The 19565-nt window shown below is 40.3% G+C and carries 15 protein-coding genes and 6 pseudogenes; 3 read left to right on the top strand and 18 right to left on the bottom strand.

The window, feature by feature from the left end:
- Positions 1-30: 30 nt before the first annotated feature.
- The 13 genes from C7B70_RS18355 to C7B70_RS18295 form a co-directional block, all read right to left on the bottom strand.
- A complete protein-coding gene (locus tag C7B70_RS18355) occupies positions 31-852 on the bottom strand; it encodes a glycosyltransferase family 2 protein (protein WP_106370449.1) in 822 nt (273 codons plus the stop codon).
- Positions 853-901: 49 nt separating this feature from the next.
- On the bottom strand, positions 902-1546 hold the full coding sequence (locus tag C7B70_RS18350) for a YdcF family protein (protein WP_106370448.1): 645 nt from the start codon (positions 1544-1546) through the stop codon (positions 902-904).
- 23 nt (positions 1547-1569) lie between these two features.
- The gene (locus tag C7B70_RS18345; protein WP_106370447.1) at positions 1570-2133 is read right to left on the bottom strand and encodes a putative colanic acid biosynthesis acetyltransferase; all 564 of its coding nucleotides are present in this window, start codon (positions 2131-2133) and stop codon (positions 1570-1572) included.
- Between the two features lie 48 nt (positions 2134-2181).
- Positions 2182-3243, bottom strand: a complete 1062-nt coding sequence (locus tag C7B70_RS18340; protein WP_106370446.1) for a glycosyltransferase family 4 protein — start codon at positions 3241-3243, stop codon at positions 2182-2184.
- A gap of 11 nt (positions 3244-3254) precedes the next feature.
- Positions 3255-4427 (bottom strand): glycosyltransferase, encoded by a 1173-nt coding sequence (locus tag C7B70_RS18335; RefSeq protein ID WP_106370445.1) that lies wholly within the window; start codon positions 4425-4427, stop codon positions 3255-3257.
- A gap of 13 nt (positions 4428-4440) precedes the next feature.
- Positions 4441-5106: a hypothetical protein gene (locus C7B70_RS18330; protein ID WP_106370444.1), complete on the bottom strand. Its 666-nt coding sequence runs from the start codon at positions 5104-5106 to the stop codon at positions 4441-4443.
- Complete coding sequence (locus C7B70_RS18325) at positions 5103-6227, bottom strand: glycosyltransferase family 1 protein (RefSeq protein WP_106370443.1); 1125 nt, start codon at positions 6225-6227, stop codon at positions 5103-5105. Before C7B70_RS18325 ends, C7B70_RS18330 begins: the two co-directional genes overlap by 4 nt.
- Entirely contained in the window at positions 6224-7552 is a 1329-nt protein-coding gene (locus C7B70_RS18320) for a hypothetical protein (protein ID WP_106370442.1), read from the bottom strand. The genes C7B70_RS18325 and C7B70_RS18320 overlap by 4 nt, the downstream gene beginning before the upstream one ends.
- A complete protein-coding gene (locus C7B70_RS18315; protein ID WP_106370441.1) occupies positions 7549-8793 on the bottom strand; it encodes a glycosyltransferase family 4 protein in 1245 nt (414 codons plus the stop codon). Before C7B70_RS18315 ends, C7B70_RS18320 begins: the two co-directional genes overlap by 4 nt.
- Complete coding sequence (locus C7B70_RS18310) at positions 8790-9803, bottom strand: glycosyltransferase family 4 protein (protein ID WP_106370439.1); 1014 nt, start codon at positions 9801-9803, stop codon at positions 8790-8792. The genes C7B70_RS18315 and C7B70_RS18310 overlap by 4 nt, the downstream gene beginning before the upstream one ends.
- Before the next feature lie 31 nt (positions 9804-9834).
- Positions 9835-10635, bottom strand: a complete 801-nt coding sequence (locus tag C7B70_RS18305; protein WP_106370438.1) for a class I SAM-dependent methyltransferase — start codon at positions 10633-10635, stop codon at positions 9835-9837.
- Between the two features lie 86 nt (positions 10636-10721).
- Positions 10722-11894: a hypothetical protein gene (locus C7B70_RS18300; protein ID WP_146134094.1), complete on the bottom strand. Its 1173-nt coding sequence runs from the start codon at positions 11892-11894 to the stop codon at positions 10722-10724.
- Between the two features lie 419 nt (positions 11895-12313).
- Positions 12314-14743, bottom strand: coding sequence for a FlgD immunoglobulin-like domain containing protein (locus tag C7B70_RS18295; RefSeq protein ID WP_158260529.1), 2430 nt, complete (start codon positions 14741-14743; stop codon positions 12314-12316).
- A 575-nt stretch (positions 14744-15318) separates the two neighbouring features.
- Here C7B70_RS18295 and C7B70_RS28860 point away from each other — a divergent pair.
- The gene (locus C7B70_RS28860; RefSeq protein ID WP_369831907.1) at positions 15319-15471 is read left to right on the top strand and encodes a hypothetical protein; all 153 of its coding nucleotides are present in this window, start codon (positions 15319-15321) and stop codon (positions 15469-15471) included.
- A 282-nt stretch (positions 15472-15753) separates the two neighbouring features.
- Here the strand turns inward: C7B70_RS28860 and C7B70_RS18290 are convergent.
- Both C7B70_RS18290 and C7B70_RS27910 read right to left on the bottom strand, forming a co-directional pair.
- Positions 15754-15876: pseudogene (locus C7B70_RS18290) on the bottom strand (tyrosine-type recombinase/integrase); the annotation flags it as partial.
- Between the two features lie 2 nt (positions 15877-15878).
- Positions 15879-16170: pseudogene (locus C7B70_RS27910) on the bottom strand (IS4 family transposase); the annotation flags it as partial.
- 64 nt (positions 16171-16234) lie between these two features.
- On the opposite strand from C7B70_RS27910, the pseudogene C7B70_RS18285 reads away from it, so the two are divergent.
- Both C7B70_RS18285 and C7B70_RS26475 read left to right on the top strand, forming a co-directional pair.
- Positions 16235-17071: pseudogene (locus C7B70_RS18285) on the top strand (IS1 family transposase).
- A gap of 364 nt (positions 17072-17435) precedes the next feature.
- Positions 17436-17585 (top strand): hypothetical protein, encoded by a 150-nt coding sequence (locus C7B70_RS26475; protein WP_158260527.1) that lies wholly within the window; start codon positions 17436-17438, stop codon positions 17583-17585.
- Between the two features lie 238 nt (positions 17586-17823).
- Here the strand turns inward: C7B70_RS26475 and C7B70_RS27895 are convergent.
- From C7B70_RS27895 to C7B70_RS27890, 3 pseudogenes are all read right to left on the bottom strand, one after another.
- Positions 17824-18174: pseudogene (locus C7B70_RS27895) on the bottom strand (IS701 family transposase); the annotation flags it as partial.
- A gap of 125 nt (positions 18175-18299) precedes the next feature.
- Positions 18300-19360, bottom strand: a pseudogene (locus tag C7B70_RS18280) (IS630 family transposase).
- A 54-nt stretch (positions 19361-19414) separates the two neighbouring features.
- Positions 19415-19565, bottom strand: a pseudogene (locus C7B70_RS27890) (IS630 family transposase); the annotation flags it as partial.

Genomic DNA, 19565 nt, shown 5'->3' with positions numbered 1-19565 from the left:
CAACCTATTTTAAGAAATGCTGCTTCACTATCAAATTTTTCGTTTCTGCAACTCATCTATTTTTATTTGAATTAAAAACTCATAGTAGGCGAGATTGACGCAGTATAAAAATGCTGGCCAGCCTTCTAAAAACCCAAGTTTTAAAAAATAAGTAACAAAGAAGCGTATTAGAGGCCAGCCAGGTAATTTACTCACAACTGGCTTTATTGCTTTGTTACGACTTGAACTGTGAACGGAGAAAATCTCTTTCCAGTTGATTGATTGTTGTAAACGCTCCATCGCTTCTTGATCGGAATATCTATTGTGGCGGTCTACCCAATGAGTCCACCCTTTACTAAAAGCAAAATGCAAGTAAGGTGCTTTAATATATTCTATTCGTCCATTTACTAAGTCCTCTTTCTGACCGTGACCGTAGTCTGTAAATCTAGCTCTACCAAAACGTAGTAAACGAAATTGCCATTTAGGAAATGAGTCAGTTCGTTTGAGCCATTCATTATTAAGAATCATTTTCCAACAGCAGTAAAAGCCTGCGATAGAGTTATCTGTGCTAGTGATGGCTACATTCACAGCATTCTGGAATTCAATAGTTGCTTGTTCATCGGCATCTAAAAAAAGAATCCAATCGTATTTGAACTCGCAGTTGTCAAGAGCCCAGTTTCGCTGTTTTCCAAACGATTCAAAGGGATTATATTTACAGTCTACACTTGCTTCTCTAGCGATAAAAACAGTATTATCTGTACTCCCTGAATCAATAAGGTGTATATCGTTACACCAGTCGATTGATGCTAAACAACCAGGCAAATCTTGCTCTTCATTTTTTGTAAGAATAACTATTGATAGAGGTATGCTCATACAAATCTATTAAGCCTTGATGTAATTAATTTCTTTACTAAAAGCATCTTCAAATATTATTGGGTAAAATTGCCGAACCAATTTCGCATTCTGATTGGCGGAGGCTTGTTTGGTATTTTACCTCCACATCAGAATTATATAAGTTGGCAACAGTTTTCTCGCCTAGTACAACCCACACTATAGCCCGAGCGGTGTCTGCAAAAGTTTTTAGCCAAGATTCATGATTACCTACACCTCCAACTAGCACTGGCTCCATAGCGATACCGCGACTACCCCAAATAAGCCAAGCTAGAACGAAGGCTCGTGGCAAATTACCTTTTGAAGTAACCATAAATACTTTACGAGTTTGATTGGATTGTAGGTAGGGTACAAGTGCAGTGAAGTTAGTCAAAGTGTCCGTAGCTCTAAAATCAACTTTAAGTCTCCTCCAATCTACTTTATTTTCTTCTACGAAAACTCGATAAAGGCAGGGTAAAGATGAACCAGAAGAAACAATAATGGGCAGATTTGGATAAGATTGAGCCAATTGAGCTGCTAATATTTCTCGGCGAATACCACCTCCCAACACAACAATCGAAGAAGGAATTTGTTGGGATGCTTCCCACCAGGGCAGCCAAACCAAAGCTATCAAAAAAACCGAACCAATTATTAATCCATATTTAAGTTTTTTACTTATCCATTTTGCCCAGTTCATCACAATGTTTTTCAGGTTACTTTTTAGCTTGTATTTCTAATTATCCTAGGTTTTATTGATTTACACGGATTACCAGCACAAACTGTCCAGGCTGGCATATCTTTCGTAACCACTGATCTAGCACCAACTACTGAACCATCTCCAATATTGATCCCTGGAGCAATAAATACATCTGCTGCAATCCAGCATTCTGAACCAATATTAATAGGTTTTGATATCAGTGGCATATGAGGATGCGTGTAATCATGCGTTCCAGTGCATAAGTAACTATATTGCGACACCACACTCATTGCACCTATTGATACCAAAGCGTAATTATAAATCTCAACCTTTTCTCCTATTGCTACTCCATCTCCTAATTCAAGTTTCCATGGCTGAGTAATTCTACAACTTGGGAGCACAAGTGCTTCACCTCGAATTACTGTACCAAAGCGACGCAGTAACCACTGTCTCCAACTGTTCCCCAGCCGCTTAGGGGTTGGGCGAAATAGTAATAGCCAACAAATATTCCAACTACCTCGGAGGAGCTTGAGCTTCAATGACCATTTTGTATTGCCTTTTCGGAGATCGAGAGATAAATTTTTCATTACTATTTAAACTGCTAACTTTTTAAATATATTTAGTTATAACAAAATTCATTTTATACAGAGTTTTTTATAAAAAAGATAATATTTATTTGCAATAATTTGTTTTGAATTTAATGCTTTATGAAAGTCAAAAAAAACCCTACCCTCGGTGGCAACTTTTATCGGATTTGCAAACCAAAGCTCTAATGCATCTGCCAGAGCAGTAGAATCTCCATAAGAAAGACCATTAGGTAGATATCTCTGTGGTGGTAGGCAATCACGAGAACCATCAACATTAGTTAAAAGACTCGCACGTCCACATGCCGCTGCTTCTAATGTTACTATTCCTTGACCTTCTATTTCACTAACAAGAATTGCAAACAAACAGCTTTCCATTTCCTTCGTTACGTTTTTTTTATATCCTCTAAAATGTATATTATTTGATAAGTCTAGAGCAACAGCCTTTTGTTCTAATTGTTGCCGTAGTGAACCTTCACCTACTAAAATAAGTTCGTATTCAAAACCTCGATTTTTAAGTATTCTCCAAGCATCAATTAAATATTCGTGTCCCTTTACAGGTTCTAACCTCGCTATGCAAATAGCGCGATTTTTAACTTGATTTATCTCAATCTTGGGACATTGAATTGGAAATTCACTAGGATTGCCAATCAATTCAATATATTTGGCACGAGTAGTTGCCTGAACGTTTTTCATTACAGACTGACTGATAGCAGCGATGAATTTAGGAGATGCTAGCCAAAAGCAGAGGGTAAATTGATAAGTTAACTGACCTGTATAAATAACTGTAGAGACTCTTGCTAATTGAAGAGGAAATAATATAGACGCTAAACGCCTATGATGTACATGAATAACATGAATATCATTTTTTTTAAGCCATTTTATAAAAAGCAAAATTTCACGAATTAACTTTATAGGATTAAATGACATCAGTTTAAATTCACAATATCGTTCCTGTGGAATCCAGTCTTTATCTTCTTCTTCATTTCCATAGCAACAATTGATAAAATGTTGTTCTACGCCTAATTTTGAAACTTCTTCAAAAATTCTGCGTATGGCAATTGTTACACCACTACTACGGTAGTAGTTTGGGTTGACAACACATACTTTCATTTATTGTTTCCTTAATGTTTATATAAGTAAATTATATCAAGCAAACTTTTTGCTGTCTTGTGGATTTCAAAACGTTTTATGAAGCATTCTTTAGCCTTTTGCTGCATAATTTGCTTCTCAGCTTGTGGCATTGCTAACCACTTTTGTAGCAACTGAGTAGTACCGTTTAAATCGTCATTTGCTACTATACCTGCGCCATCTTCGGCTACTTCACGCCAAATGTTGACTTTGTTAGAAATTAATACTGGAACTCCACAAGCCATTGCTTCTGCAACGACAATGCCAAAATTTTCTTGGTGGGATGGTAGCACCATGACTTCAGCAGCCTGAAACGCCCCCCACTTCAGATCCCCTGATAACATCCCTGTCCAAGTAATCTGTTCAGCAATACCTAGTTTTTCTGCTTGCTCTTGCAATTGTGGTTGCCAACCCGTTTGATTGGGGCCAGCCATTACTAAGCGTAAAGCATTGTTAGAGCCGATTACTTTTGCAAAGGCTTCAATCAGCAAATCGCAACCTTTTTTTTCATGAATCCGGCTGAGAAACAAAAACAAGCGTTTATCTCTCAGTTCTGGAAAATGGTCTAAAAAAATTTGACGTTGCCTTACTGGGTCTCCCAGAGGTGCAGCCGTACCGTAATTTACAACAATTTCATTACACTTATATAACCAAAATGACTGACGAGCTAAAATCCGTTCTTCCTCGCAGGTGAAAAGCACAGCTTGGGCATCTCGTAATACTCTATATTCTGCCCAAGGCCAGTAAAGCCATTTTTTTAGATGTTTAAGCGGATAAGTACGCTTGAACCAGGGATCGAGCATTCCATGCGTGAAAACAAAATAAGGAGGAGTATAAGAACCCTGCTTGCGGAGAGAATGTAAAGCTAGCCAAATACCAAAACTAGAGTATTGCCATATACCATTGGCAATCAAAACATCATAGTTAGCTGCGTTCTGGTGCAGCCAAGGACTAAAATACTTTGAGTATTTATAGCCAGATATACCTGGCCCTAAAGCATAGGTCTTTAATGGAAAAGTTTCTAACCAAGGTGCATCTGGCGCATCTAGACAAGCGACTTCAACAATATGCCCCTGATTCAGATGTACCTGTCCTAATTGTCTAATCCCCTCCGTTGTCCCGCCAGCACTGGGATTAACTGATGAGATAAGATGAAGAATTTTCATGTTTAGGCAAGCCCTAATTTACAAAGCCTGTAAGACGAGAAAAGTATAAAAGCTCTGGAGATAATTTTTTGACAGGTAAGGCAGGTATACCTGCATAAAGATAGTGAGTATCAGTATACTTCTTATTTAAAAGAGATTTTGCCCCAAGTACGGAATAATTTGGTAACGAACTATCTCCCAAAAGTACGCAGTTTGTACCAATAAAACAATAGTCACCAATTGCTATTGGAGCCGATGATTGTCTGCACAATTCTAGATCTATGCTGTGGGACAAAATTTGTGATTGAAATCCAGCAAAAGTTGAAAATTTACCTATGGTTACTGAAGCCGTACAATCAATTAAATGACGATTGGTTATAGCGGAGTGTTCGCCTAAAATTAATTGAGGAACTCGCTCTTTTTGATGGCTAAAATGCTCTGAAGGTTGAGCAGGAAAGCCTGTAATCCAATTACCTCTGCCGATTGAAGCATACTGTTGGAGATGAAGCAGATCAATATTTTTACATACAGTCAAATTCCCGATATTTGTGTGAGCATCCATAATTAATTTCTTTGGAAATACCCAAGCAAAACCAATTCTACTAGTTGGATCGATCTGATAACCGAAAAACAACTTTAGGATTAAACGTCTTAGAAACCAAGGTAAAAACAAACTGCATAACATTAAAAGCTTTTTCATTTACCAATAAGTAGTTCATTGTAGAGTTTAATATATTCAGAGAGCATGATTTCAGGGGTAAAACGTTTAACATTTTTTAGACCTTTTTTAATCCATGTCTCGCGTTCTAACGGATCTGTTAACCGTAAAATATCTGCTGCAAATCCCGCTTCATCATCTACCGATCTGATTAAAGCAGATTCCCCCACTACTTCTGGAAGAGAAGTGCGATCGCTACAAAGTACAGGGCAACCACAAGCTTGAGCTTCAACAACTGGCCAACCGAATCCCTCAAACCTTGAAGGAAAGAGGAATGCAAAGGCTTTGCTATAGAAAGCCTCAAGTAAAGTATTGTCAGGTTCGATAATTTGAACAATGCGCTCCTGCAGATTTAGTTGTTTAATCAGTTGAACCAAATCCGCAGTCAAGGGAGTTCCTGCAAAAACCATTTGTCCATCCCACTCATCCCTAACTCTGTTAATAATACGGATTATTCCATCTCGGTTTTTGCGCTTTAGACTTGAGCCAACATGCAAAATAAAAGGCTTTGACGCATCAAATTCAGCTACGCTCTCCAGTTTAGCAGCAGAGCGATCCGGCGGAAGTGCCTTATAGCTATGGTTTATCCCATTTAATACAAGTCTAAAGTTTTTGGTAGAACTAGGTTTGAGAAGTTTTTCAAGATCCTGTTTTGTGGATGTAGAAACACACGCTACTATTGGAGCTTGTTTTAAACTATTAAGAATCCAATGCTGTAAAATTTTGCCTGTTGGAGATGCGGGACAGTCTGTGTCTTCTCCTAAAGCTCCTCGCACAGCTAATAAATCGTGACAAGTTACCAAATGAGGCACGTCTTGTAAGTGCTTAATGTACATTGCATTAGAGTGATCGCAGATGTGAACGACATCTGCCCAAGATATTACTTGCCGTAATTGATAGGGAAAGAGGATAAACTTATCAACATAACCTAACCACTTTTGTAATCCGTTGCTAGACCGTTGAGATGTGCTAAAAAAGGGCTGCGGTCGAATGAGACGCACTTCATGCCCCATCTTTATTAAGCCAGTTTGAAGCATATTCGCAAATCGCTGCATGCTTTCTTGGCTATCCGGCTCATAATTACCAATTAGTAAGACTTTCATTGTAATCGAAGTCCTTGAGCATCATTTTGGCAAGCTGCTAAACATAATCCACCTCCAAAAACCGCAAAGCCAAGGGTAGTCGGCTGTCCAAACTGTCCGTTTAAAATATTGATTGCACAGGTTCCGAAAAGTAATAAAGGCAGAATATTGCTCCTAGATGCACTATCAATACAAGCCTTACCTATTAACCCTACAATCGCTACTCTGAGCAAAATATAAATTAGACCTAGAAATAAACCACTTTCTAAGACTATCCGTGGCCACTCGCCCTCGGCAAGTAGAAACTTATTAGCATTTCCTGTTAATATGGCCGCACCTGCATTCGTCCCCATGCCGAGTCCATAGCCAAGGAAAGGAATTTGCTCGGTATTAGTGAAAGCTTCAAAAAAACCGTTAAAAAATCGACTGAATATACCTTCACTTTCCACAGCATTAGCAGCTTCAACTCTAGTGTTAAGAACCTCTACACCTTCACCAAAAAATGGGATAAACCTTATCCCATAACTAACTACACCTATAAGTACAAGTAACCGATAAGACTTTACGGCTAACTGTGGTTTAATTAGCAAACCCGCTACTAAAGATATCACAACTACAGCAACGGAGCCAATGGCTATACGGCTACCAGAAACAGCAAGAGCCGAAACTAAGGCAAACCCACCCATAGCTAGAAGCCAGTTAGCATAAATTTTGCTTTGGACTAATCCATATATAACAAAGGAAGCAACTAGAGAAAAATATTGAGCAGCACCCGTGATAAAAGAAAAAGTGCCAGGCGGGCGAATTTTACCCAGTGCGGAACCAATTTGTTGACCTTCACCTGTACCAGCAATTCTATTGATGAAGGCATCAGGCGGGGAGCTAAACTGATAAACCATCAAGAGCGCCATGGGAATAGCCAGCAATAGTACCCACCTGCCTAACTCCTCGATATCTTCTAAGGTAAAAACTTTGGGAATCAGAAAAATTAAAGGTAAATGTAAAAAGTTGGTTCTTAGCCCAAAAAAAGTTACTGTCAGGCTACCATCAGAAATGATAACTGTAGCTAACCCACCCAAAAAGCAAGTAAAAGCTACGTAAATAATTGTTTTAATGAATATATTTTGTGGGAATATACCTTCTTTGATAGCAAGAAAATAAGCTCCAATAACTATAGGATCTCGAATAATCAGTAAAGGTGTAGCAAGTTGGGGAACTATCCATTTCCTCAAAGCTCCTTCAAATATTAGCAACCAAAAGTAGAGCCACAGCAAGTATTGAATATTTTTGATAGTTACGCTAGATTTTCTAGGTGAAGCATGAAAGCTTTGATTAGTAGTATTCATCCTTGAGGTTGTTCAGTATAGGTTTTAATAATATTGCTCACATTGCGTCCGTAGCTTTCCCAGGAAAACTGAACTGCCTTAAGTTGTGCAGCCCGGCTCATTTCTAGTAACAAGTTTCGATCGCTTACGAGTAACTCTAGCTTTTGGGCGATCGCCTCTGATGAGCGAATTGGTACAATGAAGCCATCCTCACCATCAGAAATTATATCTGGACCTGCGGTATGGGGGGTGGTAATTACCGGAAGACCTTGAGACATCGCTTCTAAAATAACTAGCCCAAAGCCTTCAAATAATGAGGGAAAAACTAGCACATCGTGACGACTCATTTCTTCCAAAACTTGCTGATGTGGCAATGAAGCAATCCAACGATGAGTTTTTAATGCTTGCTCTAGAGGACTACATAAATTTGTCGGTCTACCTATTAAAGTTAACTCAACCTGCTTACCTAATTGGTCGATAGCATCTAATAGATAAGAAATACCTTTGCGCTGCCCAAGGCTACCTACAAATAACACGCGCAGTTTTTTTTGAGACTCTTCTTGACATCGCAAGCCTGTAACCGGAGGCGCACCATAGGTAATCATTTTAACAGGCGCATATAGCTTAGGAGCCAGTTGTAATGTTTTTTGAGTAAAACTACTTGCAACAAAAATAACATCTGCTAACTGCAATTCCTTGTCCTTACGTGCCAATTTCTCTTGACTATCAAAATTGCCTGTTAGTGTGGAAGCCCATTCTGGATTTAGTTCTGATTCTTCTCTCTGAATAGTTTGCCCCATCCGCCAATATCCAATTGGGAGGTCGTAGAAACATTTCAGATTCAGTTGTTTCGCAGCGCTAAAAGTATGAAGTGCAATATCTTCATAACAATAAACAGCAGATATGGCTTGAGCTTGGGAAGTTTTAGTAAGCTGTTTTGCTACACGGCGATCGAGATCTTTGCAAACTGAGTCAACCGATGCCCATCCTGTTTCGTGTACAGTTAGAAAGTTAATACCTAATTTAGATGCGGCTAATCTAACTAACTCTTTTAACGGATGAGTTGATACCTTTGATCTAGGTAAACTATAGTTGCGTCTGAGAAATTCTTGTTTAACTGCTTGAGGTAACAAGTTAACATACCAGTCAACTTCCTGCATTACTACAGTAGTTTTAAATAAACTTAACTGATTTGTTTGTTCCAAGCCAGTTAGTAAAGCTCTAACATTAGCATTTCCAGTAGGATGACTTAAAAGTATCACTTGATTGCATCCTCAAATACTTGCAGGTACGCCTTAGCTACAGCAGTTTTTTTATAGTGTGATAAATGGGAATTTGCTCTAGCTCTATAAGTTGCTAGGTAATTTGGATTTAATAATAAGTCAGCTAATTTTTGAGTTAAGGTTTGTATATCTCCATTAGGGAAAGTTACTCCACAAGCACCAATCGCCTCTTTAAGTCCTCCTCCTTCTGAGCCTACAATAACACAACCACAAGCAATACCTTCTAGAGCCACAATGCCAAAAGGTTCCAACCAAAGAGATGGAACTACCATAACTTGATGAGCATTGAGTAATTGTACTAGCTCTGGTCCAATCCTAGTACCAATAAAGTCAACTTGATTAGATACATCCAAATCTTTAGTCAAGTCATGCAAAGGTTTTTCCTCTGTACCTGTACCAATAATTGTTAAATCAGGAGTTAAATTGTAATTTTTTTTCAGTTGCCCTAAGGCTGTAATTAATAAGCCTACTCCTTTATCAGAAACTAAGCGACCTAGAAAAACAAGCTCTTTTTTCCGAGGTATTTCAGGCATCCCGTAAAAGAGATCGTCATCATAGGGATTACCAATGATCGCAGATGGCGTTGATAAGCGATCGGCTATGACTTGACTAATTGAGATAGATGTTGCAAACCTGATTAAAAAATACTTTACATAATCTTGCCAACCCAAGCTGCCATCTGTACGCGCAATCCAGGTATGATGAGCAACAACCCAGGGTTTATGAAGCAATAATAACGGCCAGAGTGTCTGTAAACTAATATTGTTATGAAAAAAAACGTTACACCAGCTTACTAGCTTAAAAAGTTGATATTTTTTGGGTTGACGAATAACCTCAAAAGGAAAGCTTTCTGGAGCAGTTGCTACAGTTTGAGTAATTATCTTAACTTTGTGTCCCTGATTCACAAACTCGTGAGCCAGTGTAGATGAAACTACTTCAATACCTCCTACATTCGGATAAAAAGAATGAGACGAAATTAGGATGTTCATGTTGAAACCATGTTTGGTACATTAAACATAGCTATTTAGTTGCAACAGCCCAAAGATGAGGACTCATTATTTTCCATAGCCCGAGCAGATTAATTAGCCTTTTCAAAGCGCTACCTGAATTAACTACGTCATAGAATACCTTTACACTTTTAGCTTCAAAGGACTCATAAAGATAGAACTCAAGCGAGGATTTGGATTGAATATTGACATGCCCACACAATGCTGCTTCCTCTTTGCTCGTCGGAGTCCACCATTCTACACCCTTCAAGCCGAAATAATATTTTGTAATATATTGACCGTAGAGTTTGTAATTGACTGTAGGTAAAGTATGAATCACTAAACTACCACCAGGTTTTAAAACTCGATGCGCTTCAGAGATGGCACTCTTAAGATTGGCATCAGAGAGATGTTCAACAATATCCGTCATATAAATAACATCAAAGACTTTATCATCAAGTTCTAACTGCGTAGCGCTCATTTTCTGGATTACTATTTGACCATTTTCAATTTGTTGAGCACAGACCTTTCTCGATATGTTAATGGAATCATCAGATAAATCAATACCTAAGACATAAGGAAGTCCTGTACGTGCAAGAGAAAGAACTATTTCTCCTCTTCCACAGCCAATATCTAGAGCTGAATAATCATGTTGTAAGGGACACAGAGATAAAACATACTGTCTCACAGCATCTAAGTCTTCACCATTGGAGTGACAGAAAGTTTCGAATCCACCACATTTATTTTCGTAATAATCTTTATTGTATATCTCAATAGGTGGCTCTTCATAAATATGTCTTGTATTGTGTTTATAGTTTTTAAAAATCTGTATCATTAAATATCTCCAAAATTTTAATTTGATTTACAAGTGATGAGACTGGTTCAAAACAGTTCTTCAGAAATGTTTTTGGCTTAACTCTCTCAGGAGCTTTTACTGTAAAAAATAGATGCTAGAGTAATATCTTTTATAAACTGAGTCGTTACATCTGGCAGCCCAGATTGTGGAAGCTTCCGACGTATACTGCCGTTAAGTTTGTTTGCTAGATAATCATCTATTTGATCTATTTTATACAGTAAGGATTGAGGTTCCTGAAATGATGCTGTGCATGATGCCAGTTTAAAATCATCCCGATTGACGATAACTGGTAATTTGTGTTCTAGCATCGCAGCTACAGTGGCACTTTTTCCAATTAGCGCGTAAGGAGATGTAGCAATTCCAAAGTCAATAGAGTTAAAAAACTCTGAGATTTCAAGTGGCGATCGCTCTCCTAACCGTAAGAAGACAAATTGAGAAGAGTAATTTTTAGATAGGCTTTGCCACAACTCTTCACCAGGACCTAAACGACCAATTGAGATTATAGCAACTTGACGATTATTCTTAATAGCTGCTCCATACAAACAGCTAAAAAGAGGTTCTGCGGGCCAAACTGGATGTAAAGAGCCAAAAAATCCAAATAGCCAAAAATGGTTTCGAGGCTCTGTTTTAATATTTAATCCTAGCTCTTGCAATTCTGAAAACAGCCACCTTTCTGCGTTCTGATTAGTTATGGAAATGCTGCCAAATAAAGGTAAGCGGCTAGCTGAGACACCGTTTCGCTTCAATAAAGCTATGTATGTTGAGTTGCTTGTGTGAACTACAAGTGGCTTTAGCTGCTTTATTAACTGCAAGATGAAAAACTTTTGAACTGTACCGACTAGTCGCTCTCTTAGTTTTGCTGATGTGTTCTGACCAATCCATAACTCATGAAACATTATGTGCAACCGCCGTTCCTTTAACAATGGTTGCAGTCGTTGTCTAAGCTTAATAATAATACCTTTATCTTGATAACCATAAGGAACAAATTGTAAACTTATCCAATCTGGTTGGAATAGAGCTAATAACTTTTCGGCATGAGCAATTCGCTGTTTCCAAGGCATATTTGTAGGCAAGCGTAGCAGTGACATCTCTACAAAATCTACTGCTATTTTTGATTTAGAAATTTGGGTCAAAAGTCGCTCATTGATTGAAACAAGATAACATTCATGGCCTTGTCTCACACATGCTTCTGCTAACAACCGCGTGTAATCCCCAACTCCATCTTTGCCTAGTTCCAAAGAGCTAGTAATAAAAGCAATCTTCATTTTTTATTAGTAGTTTGCTGAATATCTTTTATTAAGGAATTAACCAAAAGGAGGCACTAATAAAAACTTATATAACTAATTTTGGTCAAGGCTGGTAAGAGCATTTGTTTTGAGTATTTTAAAAAATATATGTCTTATAGTATGACATCGTACAAGCAAGAAATTTAAAATAAAATCATAAAAAAGTTTTACAGGAGTTAGAAATGTGCAAGAAGTACGCTGAAAACAATTGTATGCACTGTAAAGCTAACAATTTCATTATCAATCTTGAATGCGATCGCGCATCTTGATTTTAAGCCTATTCTGCTTGAAGGCAAGCTAAGTGCAAAAAATCAAGATTTTAAAGAGTCGGAGCTACTTACCCAGCCACTTTGAAGATGTTACCACTCAACTTAACTTGACCCGCGATACAAATTTATTTTCTCTCCTAGCATTCCTGTGCCACTCATTTCCTGAATACTATCAGCTCCTTGAATCTGCCAGCGATGAACTCCTCCATGGCTAGATTCGTCATTATGGTACAGATAAAGATTCTTTCTTGCCCGCACGAGTGTAAAGCTGAACGAGTTACCTCCTAGTCCAGCCTGTGCCTCCTCCGTTGCACGAGTACTTGGCACGCCAAACTGCCCTACAAAAAGCCCGTCGTCATGAAAATGCATAAATTGGTTGGCTTGACCAACACCCCCATTAAGCTGATCGGTAAAAAATTCGCCATGGAAGCCGTACACGACATTACGTCCATCTACCCAAACTTGGTTGCCGCCATAGTTGATTGTATTATCGATTTCCTGAGTCTGAAATGTTCCAAGACCGTCAAGCGGGCCGGTAGGGCTGGCTTTCCACAACCAACGATCGCTACCCTCCTTAATACCGCCGAGATGAAAACCCGTATTACCCCGGACTGACTGATCTAAACTGATTGCTACACCAGAAGAAGTAACTGGAAACCGAGGGCCACTCATCCCGCTAAAAGCGCCACGATAATAAGGATCGCCAACTTTAGCAGGTAAGGATGCAAGAATAGTCTCTGCTCCCCATTGTGGATTACCTAAGCTATCGAAGCCCTTTAGCGGCAACTTCTTGACTATCTGTACACCCTCTGAAGGAGATGAGGCAGAACTTAATTCTCCATTTTTATACAGTACTTTGTCGCCTGTAAGTTTAATCCCGGTACGTCGCAAATATCCTGTTTTCGGTAATTCAACTACAGCAATTGAGCTGTCATCGGCACTTATAAGTCCGTAGGTGCGCCCGTTAGAGAGAGTAACAACTGTACGTAATCCGTCAAAAGAGCTACTGGGATATTGGGGATTGGGTAACCCAGCAGCCCAGTTTTTAACCAACACCCACGATCTAGTAGAACCAGCTTTTAAATATCTGGAGTAATCAATTTTGAATTCAAGAAAATTACTGAACACCCGGTTGGCATTATTTAAATCAACCGTAGCGAGGTAACTATGTGGTTGATATGCAATCTGCTCTAAATAAGTCCGGGATGCAGAAATATGGAGTACACGGTTATTTTGATAATCATTGATCCAGAAAGAACCATCCGATTGAACAGCAATACTTGATTTTTCATCTCCACGTCCAAACCACAGCTTTTCGGTAGTAACACTGGGTTCCCCATTATTATAACCGCCTGCCTGTCCGTACATCCAGAGTTTGCTGCCACTTCTATCAAAGGCTTTAACCTGCTGGCTTTCACCGCCATCAGCCACAAGAATAAGATCGTTATTCGCTGGATGCACTGCAATATCTAGAGGGTTTGAAAAACCAGCGATGGTAGTGGCTACACTTGGAATAGATGAAAGGTTAGTATAGCGCAACACTGATTTGCCAGAGATCGCCCAGAGAGCCCCATTAGGAGCGAAAGCCAACTTCTGCGGACTAATAACTGAGATTGAGCCAATTTGATCCCCTGTACGTTTATCAAAAAGAAGCACTTGATTGCGCGAACTATGGGAGACCGCAAGAATATTACCGTTTTTTTGTACAGCCAAGCCCGTTGCACCCGGTACTGTAAAACTAACATCAATAACACCAGACCAACTCTGGTCTGGATAACAGCCTCCACCATATTGTTCTGAAAAACGGTTTAAACAAATATCTTGCCCAGTTGGAAAGCTTACTGGCGTATTGTCACTGACTTTCGTAGCAGTAACAAAACTAGTATTACTGTTACAGCAACCAGCTGCCGCAGCCCAATAGGTATATACCCCATCAGTAGCAACATGATTAAAAGAAGTAAAAGGATCGGATTTAAGTACCGTTGTTTTAGATTGAGGATTGTTTGTATTAAATCGGTGTCCTCCGCTTTGCTTCTCGTTATAACCCACTGCATAGAATATGTTAGGTCCATCAATAGTCAAACTTTGTATTGGTAAAAAGGCATGATGGACAGTTGGGCCTGTAAAAGATTTTGAAGTATTGCCGATGACTCCTTCCCACAAATATTTGACATTATGGTGTAGAACTCGTATTTTGTATTTACCTGGAGGCATAGCAATACCATTGTCATCAGTACCGTCCCAGGTCGCAGTATGGGTTCCTGCCGGGTAGGATACTTTGCGCCAAAGAGTTTTTACTAGAGTGCCGTCAGTTCTGTATGCACCTGCACTTGTAGTGTAAGGTTGATCGATGGTGAAGACAAACTGTGTCAAAGCTTTGGCTAAAACAGATGGAGTTGTGGTCGGTTTTAATGTACGGATGGGAAGAGGACTTAGCGTGGCTTTTGAGTTAGATATTGGAGTGGATGCCGCTAAGGTTGCCGTTACGTGTGATGTGGCGGAAGTTGCGGTCGTTTGCGAAGTTGAAGCCATTGTAGCTGTGTTTCCAACATTGTAAGCCCAGGAAAAAACGAGTACCGTCATTATGCTAAGGCTTTGATTCCATTTTGGCAAAAGTCTATTCAAAATTTAGTAGCCTCTATTGAGCAAAAATTAAGTTGTTGTAATTGTTTTTAGATATGAATCCGTTTTTAAGAAAAAAAGTATGTAAATAACAAAATTACAAAAACAACTTACTACTATCTCTAATAGTAGCCAAACCGAAATTCTACTGAAAAATTGGCTCTGTTTCCTAGTACGTTTGAATAACTTCAGTATATTTCCGGCGGTCAAAAGAGTGTGAAACCCTCTTTTGAAAACTGACTAGTTCTGGACTACTGATAGCGCAAGGGGTAGCATAGATACCAACATAACCACAAAATTATGTGATAGTGCGTCAATGATGATGACGTTCGTCGTAGTCAAATCTGGAGCAAACGCAGTGAAGTGATTGACCGTCTCCTTGCCCAAGAATGTAAACTTTGTGGATCAATGGACAAAATTGAAGTCTATCACATCTGCAACTTTCAGACTTGGAGCAAAAGGGAAAATCAGACCGTCCAGAACGGATGAGAAAGATGGCTGCACGTCGCCACAAAACGCTGGTGGTCTGCCTTGAATGTCATCACAAAATTCATTATGGGCGCTATGACGGCAAAGCTCTTTCGCGCCCTCGATTACTGGAAAGCGACGTGATACGGAAACGGTCATGCGTCGTTTAGAGGGGGGCGATTGGAAAAGTGCCATTACTGGTAACTCGTTGACCGCCTACCCTACCTCTCGCACGGTTTTGTAGCTGAGTCAGAGGAGCGCTTAGTTCAACAAACCCCTATCACCTTGCGACAACGGGGGTCTTTTTTAGTGCATTGGATCTTTTTTCCTCTAAGCAATTGAAGAACCATATTAAGGTTAGCTGGGACGCGTGTCCATTCCTACTACGAACTATCATTGATTTGAGACTACTGTCAGACCTCCACTCCTATCCCCAAAGCAGGATTATTAGCTTAGCGATCGCTTACGTGGGCATATAGTGCAGTAGTTTTAGTGTCAGAATGACCCAGTAAATCTTGCACCTGTCGCAAAGAATCTCCCGTCTGCAATCCTAGCATTCCTGCCGTATGTCTCAAACCTAAGTACAGGACAAAAATTGTATAATATCCAAGAAATCATCCATTTTCTGCTCCAAATTGAGAACAATGTTTCGTAAATGGTCAAACCCATAGCGAAAAATGCTCTTGGCTCTACGTCCATGCTTTTTAATAGTAAGTGGCTTGAGTTGGTGTAACCATTCACCTGTTAAGATGACCCAACACAAGGCTAAACAGAGCAGTGCCAGAAGCTTACTCAAGCGCTCAGAGTCGGTTAGATGAGTGGTTTCCAAACAAAACCCGCGAGTGCGCGAAGATGCCGAAAAGTGTTTGATAGTGCGTCAAATAAACGTGGGGTTGGTAGAGTAGAGAGGAATCTCTCATCTGTAACCTGTTTATGCAATGCCCTCTGTGTAGTCATCCCAAAGCACACAAACACGGCAAGATGCAAGAGCGGACATCAACGCTATCTTTGTCCTGCTTGCGGTCAAACCTTTGCGGAAAGCTTTGACAGCTTGTATTATCGCGCTTTATGTCAATCCTGAACAAATTCGCCAAGTGCTGCAAGCCCATAGCGAAGGCAGTAGCTTGCGCGGGATTAGTCGAACCACTGAACTTGCCTACAATACGGTGGTGAGCATTGTTCGTGCTGCGAGTCAGAAAGCACAACTGGTGCATAACGCGCTCAGTTCAAGCCGTTCAAACTGAGGAAGTGAGTGCGGATGAACTTTGGTCATTTGTCTCAAAAAACAGAAACAGTGTTGCAGCCAAGAACGAGAAGCCGGAGATTGCTGGATTGGGTTGAGTCTTGCTGAATCAAGTGGTTTAATTCTCGCAGCACGAGTGGGCAAACACACTGATAAACTGATTGAACAACTCGTCATTAGCACTGAGGGAAAGACTGACTGCAAGCGATTCAAAGTGCGATGATTGGGGCGGCTATGAGCGAGTCTTACCCCCTGAAATCCAGCACTATATTGGCAAAGACAAGACACAGCGATGTTCGTGCGCACGAATGGCATTGTTCGACAACACACCGGACGCTGGCATCGACGACAGAACAAGTTTGGCAAGATGTGGGAACAGACGAAAGTGACGACTCGGTTAGTAGTCAGCTACTTCAACTGGATTTGGCAGCATAGTCGCTTCAAATCCACCGCAGCACTGGCGTGCAGAATTAACATCTCGATCGTGGACTTGGAATGATATCGCGACCTATCCCACAATAGTCTGATGCACTACCGAAAAATCCTTGGAGTCGTTTGTAATGAGAATCAGTTTGAGCTTTGCCACAGAATCCGGTTGCCAGTTCGCTGAAATTAACTGTTTTTACCCGCAGTAGTGCAATGAGAAATGCGGCTACGAAGCTTAATCAAGCACCATGCCAAGCTAAATGAGGACGTAAGGCATCTCGAAGTAGAGTAACCTGATTCATAGGGTTTCATTATCAGAATGTGGTAATTCTCATGAAACCCTTTTCTTTGCACTATTCGCAAGCTTTTGTCCTGTACTTAGGTCTCAAACTATGAGCAGATAAAGTTCTGCCTTCTGTATGCTTTAGTTCAGAAGCAGCCAAATAGAAATCCACAACAAAACGAATGCCGCGCCGGGATAACCGTTGCCCACCAAACCGATTGCCCACCGTGATGAACAAAGGACTTGACGCGGTAAGACTTTCCCCTGTAGCCTTCCTCGCTTCTAAATACTCCCACAGCACTCTTGCTAGATCGTCGGGGCGCAGTGGTTAGAGTCGATGGGGGCTATTATACCCCGCACCTCTCCTACAGAAACGGACGTGAAGCTTTCGCTTCATCCGGCTTCCAGATATTCTTAAGGTTGTTGTTCCCTTTTGCCCATGTGGATATAATCGTGACAAAATTCATGTATGGCAACTAGGTTTTTGTATTTCCAGTTGTTATGATTTCCGTCGATGTGGTGTAAATGTACCTGCTCATCGCTGATGCATTTTAACCCTCTTTTATCACTTTAGGCAGAAGAAAATCTAACTTGAAAGTTGAGCTGATGCACGATGGAACACACAAAGTAATTCATCTTACTAATGAGTCGTTTAAAGCCAAACTGCAATGGAGTGAGAGGAAACACCTCTAACCATCGCTTCAGCCAGTTGAAACAAATTAATGGTTGGATAATTAAACGCAAATTATTGAGCAAAGGTTTCCAACCGCTCTGATTGTTCTACCAGGGATGTCGAACAAAGTGTTGATGAGCTAAAGAACATGAATCATTAAATGCCTCAGCAAATAGGCTGACCATTAAAAAGGCACTCATCACCATATCCCACCATTTCTCAATCTGCTCTATTGAACGACAATTAAATAGACCGGGTAACGACAATTAAGATGACCGGACCTGGTTAAGAAGACGACAATTAAGCTAACAGACATTTAGTTCGCCATAACTTTGTTTCCCTTATTACGAATACTTTTATTCCAGTTAAGTAGTCAGGCGGAATTAAACTTAAAACGTTCCAGTGTATAGCCACCTTTAACACTCCGAGCTTCCATTCCATCCATGATGGCAAGGGCTAAATCATATTCATCCTCAAACATACGTCCAGCAATTTCATGAGTTTTGAGTTGATGCCATTGGTCTTCAATCCGGTTCATTTCGGAGCAATATGGAGGCAGGAAAAACAGAAACAAACCCTGTGATTGCCAGCGTTGCCACTGTTGACGAGTCAGGTTGCTTTTATGCAAGGAACCATTATCTTGTACGATTACGGTCATTCGTCCGGTGGTTCTAAAAGTTTCAAGAGCCAGTTCTGCAATCCAATCGATGAATTTGATGTAACTTTCGCTTTTAAAACTCCCACACGCTAAGGCATACTTAAAACTTTTATCTGGTTGCCATAGACCTAAAATGCTGATACGTCCGTTACGTCGGTTGGTCTGTTCGATTCGCTTTTGTTCGCCCACACGACTATAACTGTAGCTAACTGGACTCCAGAGGCAACAACCGGACTCATCAAGATACATCAGTTCAACACCATCTAACTGTGCTACCTGTTCGAGTGCATTTAACTGGGCTTGTTTGAGCCAGTTGTACTCAGGATCAAGTTTTGCTCGATGACTGTGCCGCGTGCGTTTCCACTTCAAGCCCTTTTTTGCAGCATATGTCGCAAACGGTCAGGACTTAGTTTTACATTTCGTTCTTGAGATAACTTCAGCGCTAACTGGAAACTATTATAGGTGCGTAATTCAGGCTCTAGACACTTTTCCAGGTGTTGCATATCGGCTTCTGACCACTTGCGCTTTGCTCCCCGTCCTGAGGCTTCCCACAAGCCGCCTAACCCATCTGCTTGCCAGCGTCTAATCGTCGCTCTTACCGTATGCTCATGACAATCAAAAATTTCTGCAATTGCAGGCACTGTCCATCCTTGAGCATTCAACCACAGCATATGAGCGCGATCTCTTGTCCGGTACGGTACGCTGGCGGCAACTCGTAGTTCCAATAATGTACGGTCTTCTTCTTCTGTTAAAACTATCCGTATGGGAGCAGGCATTAGGCAAATTGACCCGAAACAGAATCCACTTTTCTTATCTTTTATTATAGCCATCTACTTAATCGACAGTTCGCCATTATTAAGTAATCTCTTTAAGAGTTCTTTAAGTTCTTGTCCAGACGGAAATCAGCAATGGGCAATGAACTCTTTGCAGGAATGCCATACTAATTCAACTAAATTAAAGTCTGGGCTATAAGTAGGTAAA

This window comes from Chlorogloea sp. CCALA 695, assembly GCF_003003885.1.
Classification (GTDB): domain Bacteria; phylum Cyanobacteriota; class Cyanobacteriia; order Cyanobacteriales; family Chroococcidiopsidaceae; genus Aliterella.
The sequence above is the reverse complement of the archived record's forward strand: the minus strand, read 5'-3'. Positions and strand labels throughout refer to the sequence as shown.

What these genes read in the sequence shown, in the direction of transcription:
- C7B70_RS18355 (WP_106370449.1), bottom strand. Translation starts at nt 852, where the DNA reads ATGAGCATACCTCTATCAATAGTTATTCTTACAAAAAATGAAGAGCAA.
- C7B70_RS18350 (WP_106370448.1), bottom strand. Translation starts at nt 1,546, where the DNA reads ATGAACTGGGCAAAATGGATAAGTAAAAAACTTAAATATGGATTAATA.
- C7B70_RS18345 (WP_106370447.1), bottom strand. Translation starts at nt 2,133, where the DNA reads ATGAAAAATTTATCTCTCGATCTCCGAAAAGGCAATACAAAATGGTCA.
- C7B70_RS18340 (WP_106370446.1), bottom strand. Translation starts at nt 3,243, where the DNA reads ATGAAAGTATGTGTTGTCAACCCAAACTACTACCGTAGTAGTGGTGTA.
- C7B70_RS18335 (WP_106370445.1), bottom strand. Translation starts at nt 4,427, where the DNA reads ATGAAAATTCTTCATCTTATCTCATCAGTTAATCCCAGTGCTGGCGGG.
- C7B70_RS18330 (WP_106370444.1), bottom strand. Translation starts at nt 5,106, where the DNA reads ATGAAAAAGCTTTTAATGTTATGCAGTTTGTTTTTACCTTGGTTTCTA.
- C7B70_RS18325 (WP_106370443.1), bottom strand. Translation starts at nt 6,227, where the DNA reads ATGAAAGTCTTACTAATTGGTAATTATGAGCCGGATAGCCAAGAAAGC.
- C7B70_RS18320 (WP_106370442.1), bottom strand. Translation starts at nt 7,552, where the DNA reads ATGAATACTACTAATCAAAGCTTTCATGCTTCACCTAGAAAATCTAGC.
- C7B70_RS18310 (WP_106370439.1), bottom strand. Translation starts at nt 9,803, where the DNA reads ATGAACATCCTAATTTCGTCTCATTCTTTTTATCCGAATGTAGGAGGT.
- C7B70_RS18305 (WP_106370438.1), bottom strand. Translation starts at nt 10,635, where the DNA reads ATGATACAGATTTTTAAAAACTATAAACACAATACAAGACATATTTAT.
- C7B70_RS18295 (WP_158260529.1), bottom strand. Translation starts at nt 14,743, where the DNA reads ATGGCTTCAACTTCGCAAACGACCGCAACTTCCGCCACATCACACGTA.
- C7B70_RS28860 (WP_369831907.1), top strand. Translation starts at nt 15,319, where the DNA reads ATGAGAAAGATGGCTGCACGTCGCCACAAAACGCTGGTGGTCTGCCTT.
- C7B70_RS26475 (WP_158260527.1), top strand. Translation starts at nt 17,436, where the DNA reads ATGCCGCGCCGGGATAACCGTTGCCCACCAAACCGATTGCCCACCGTG.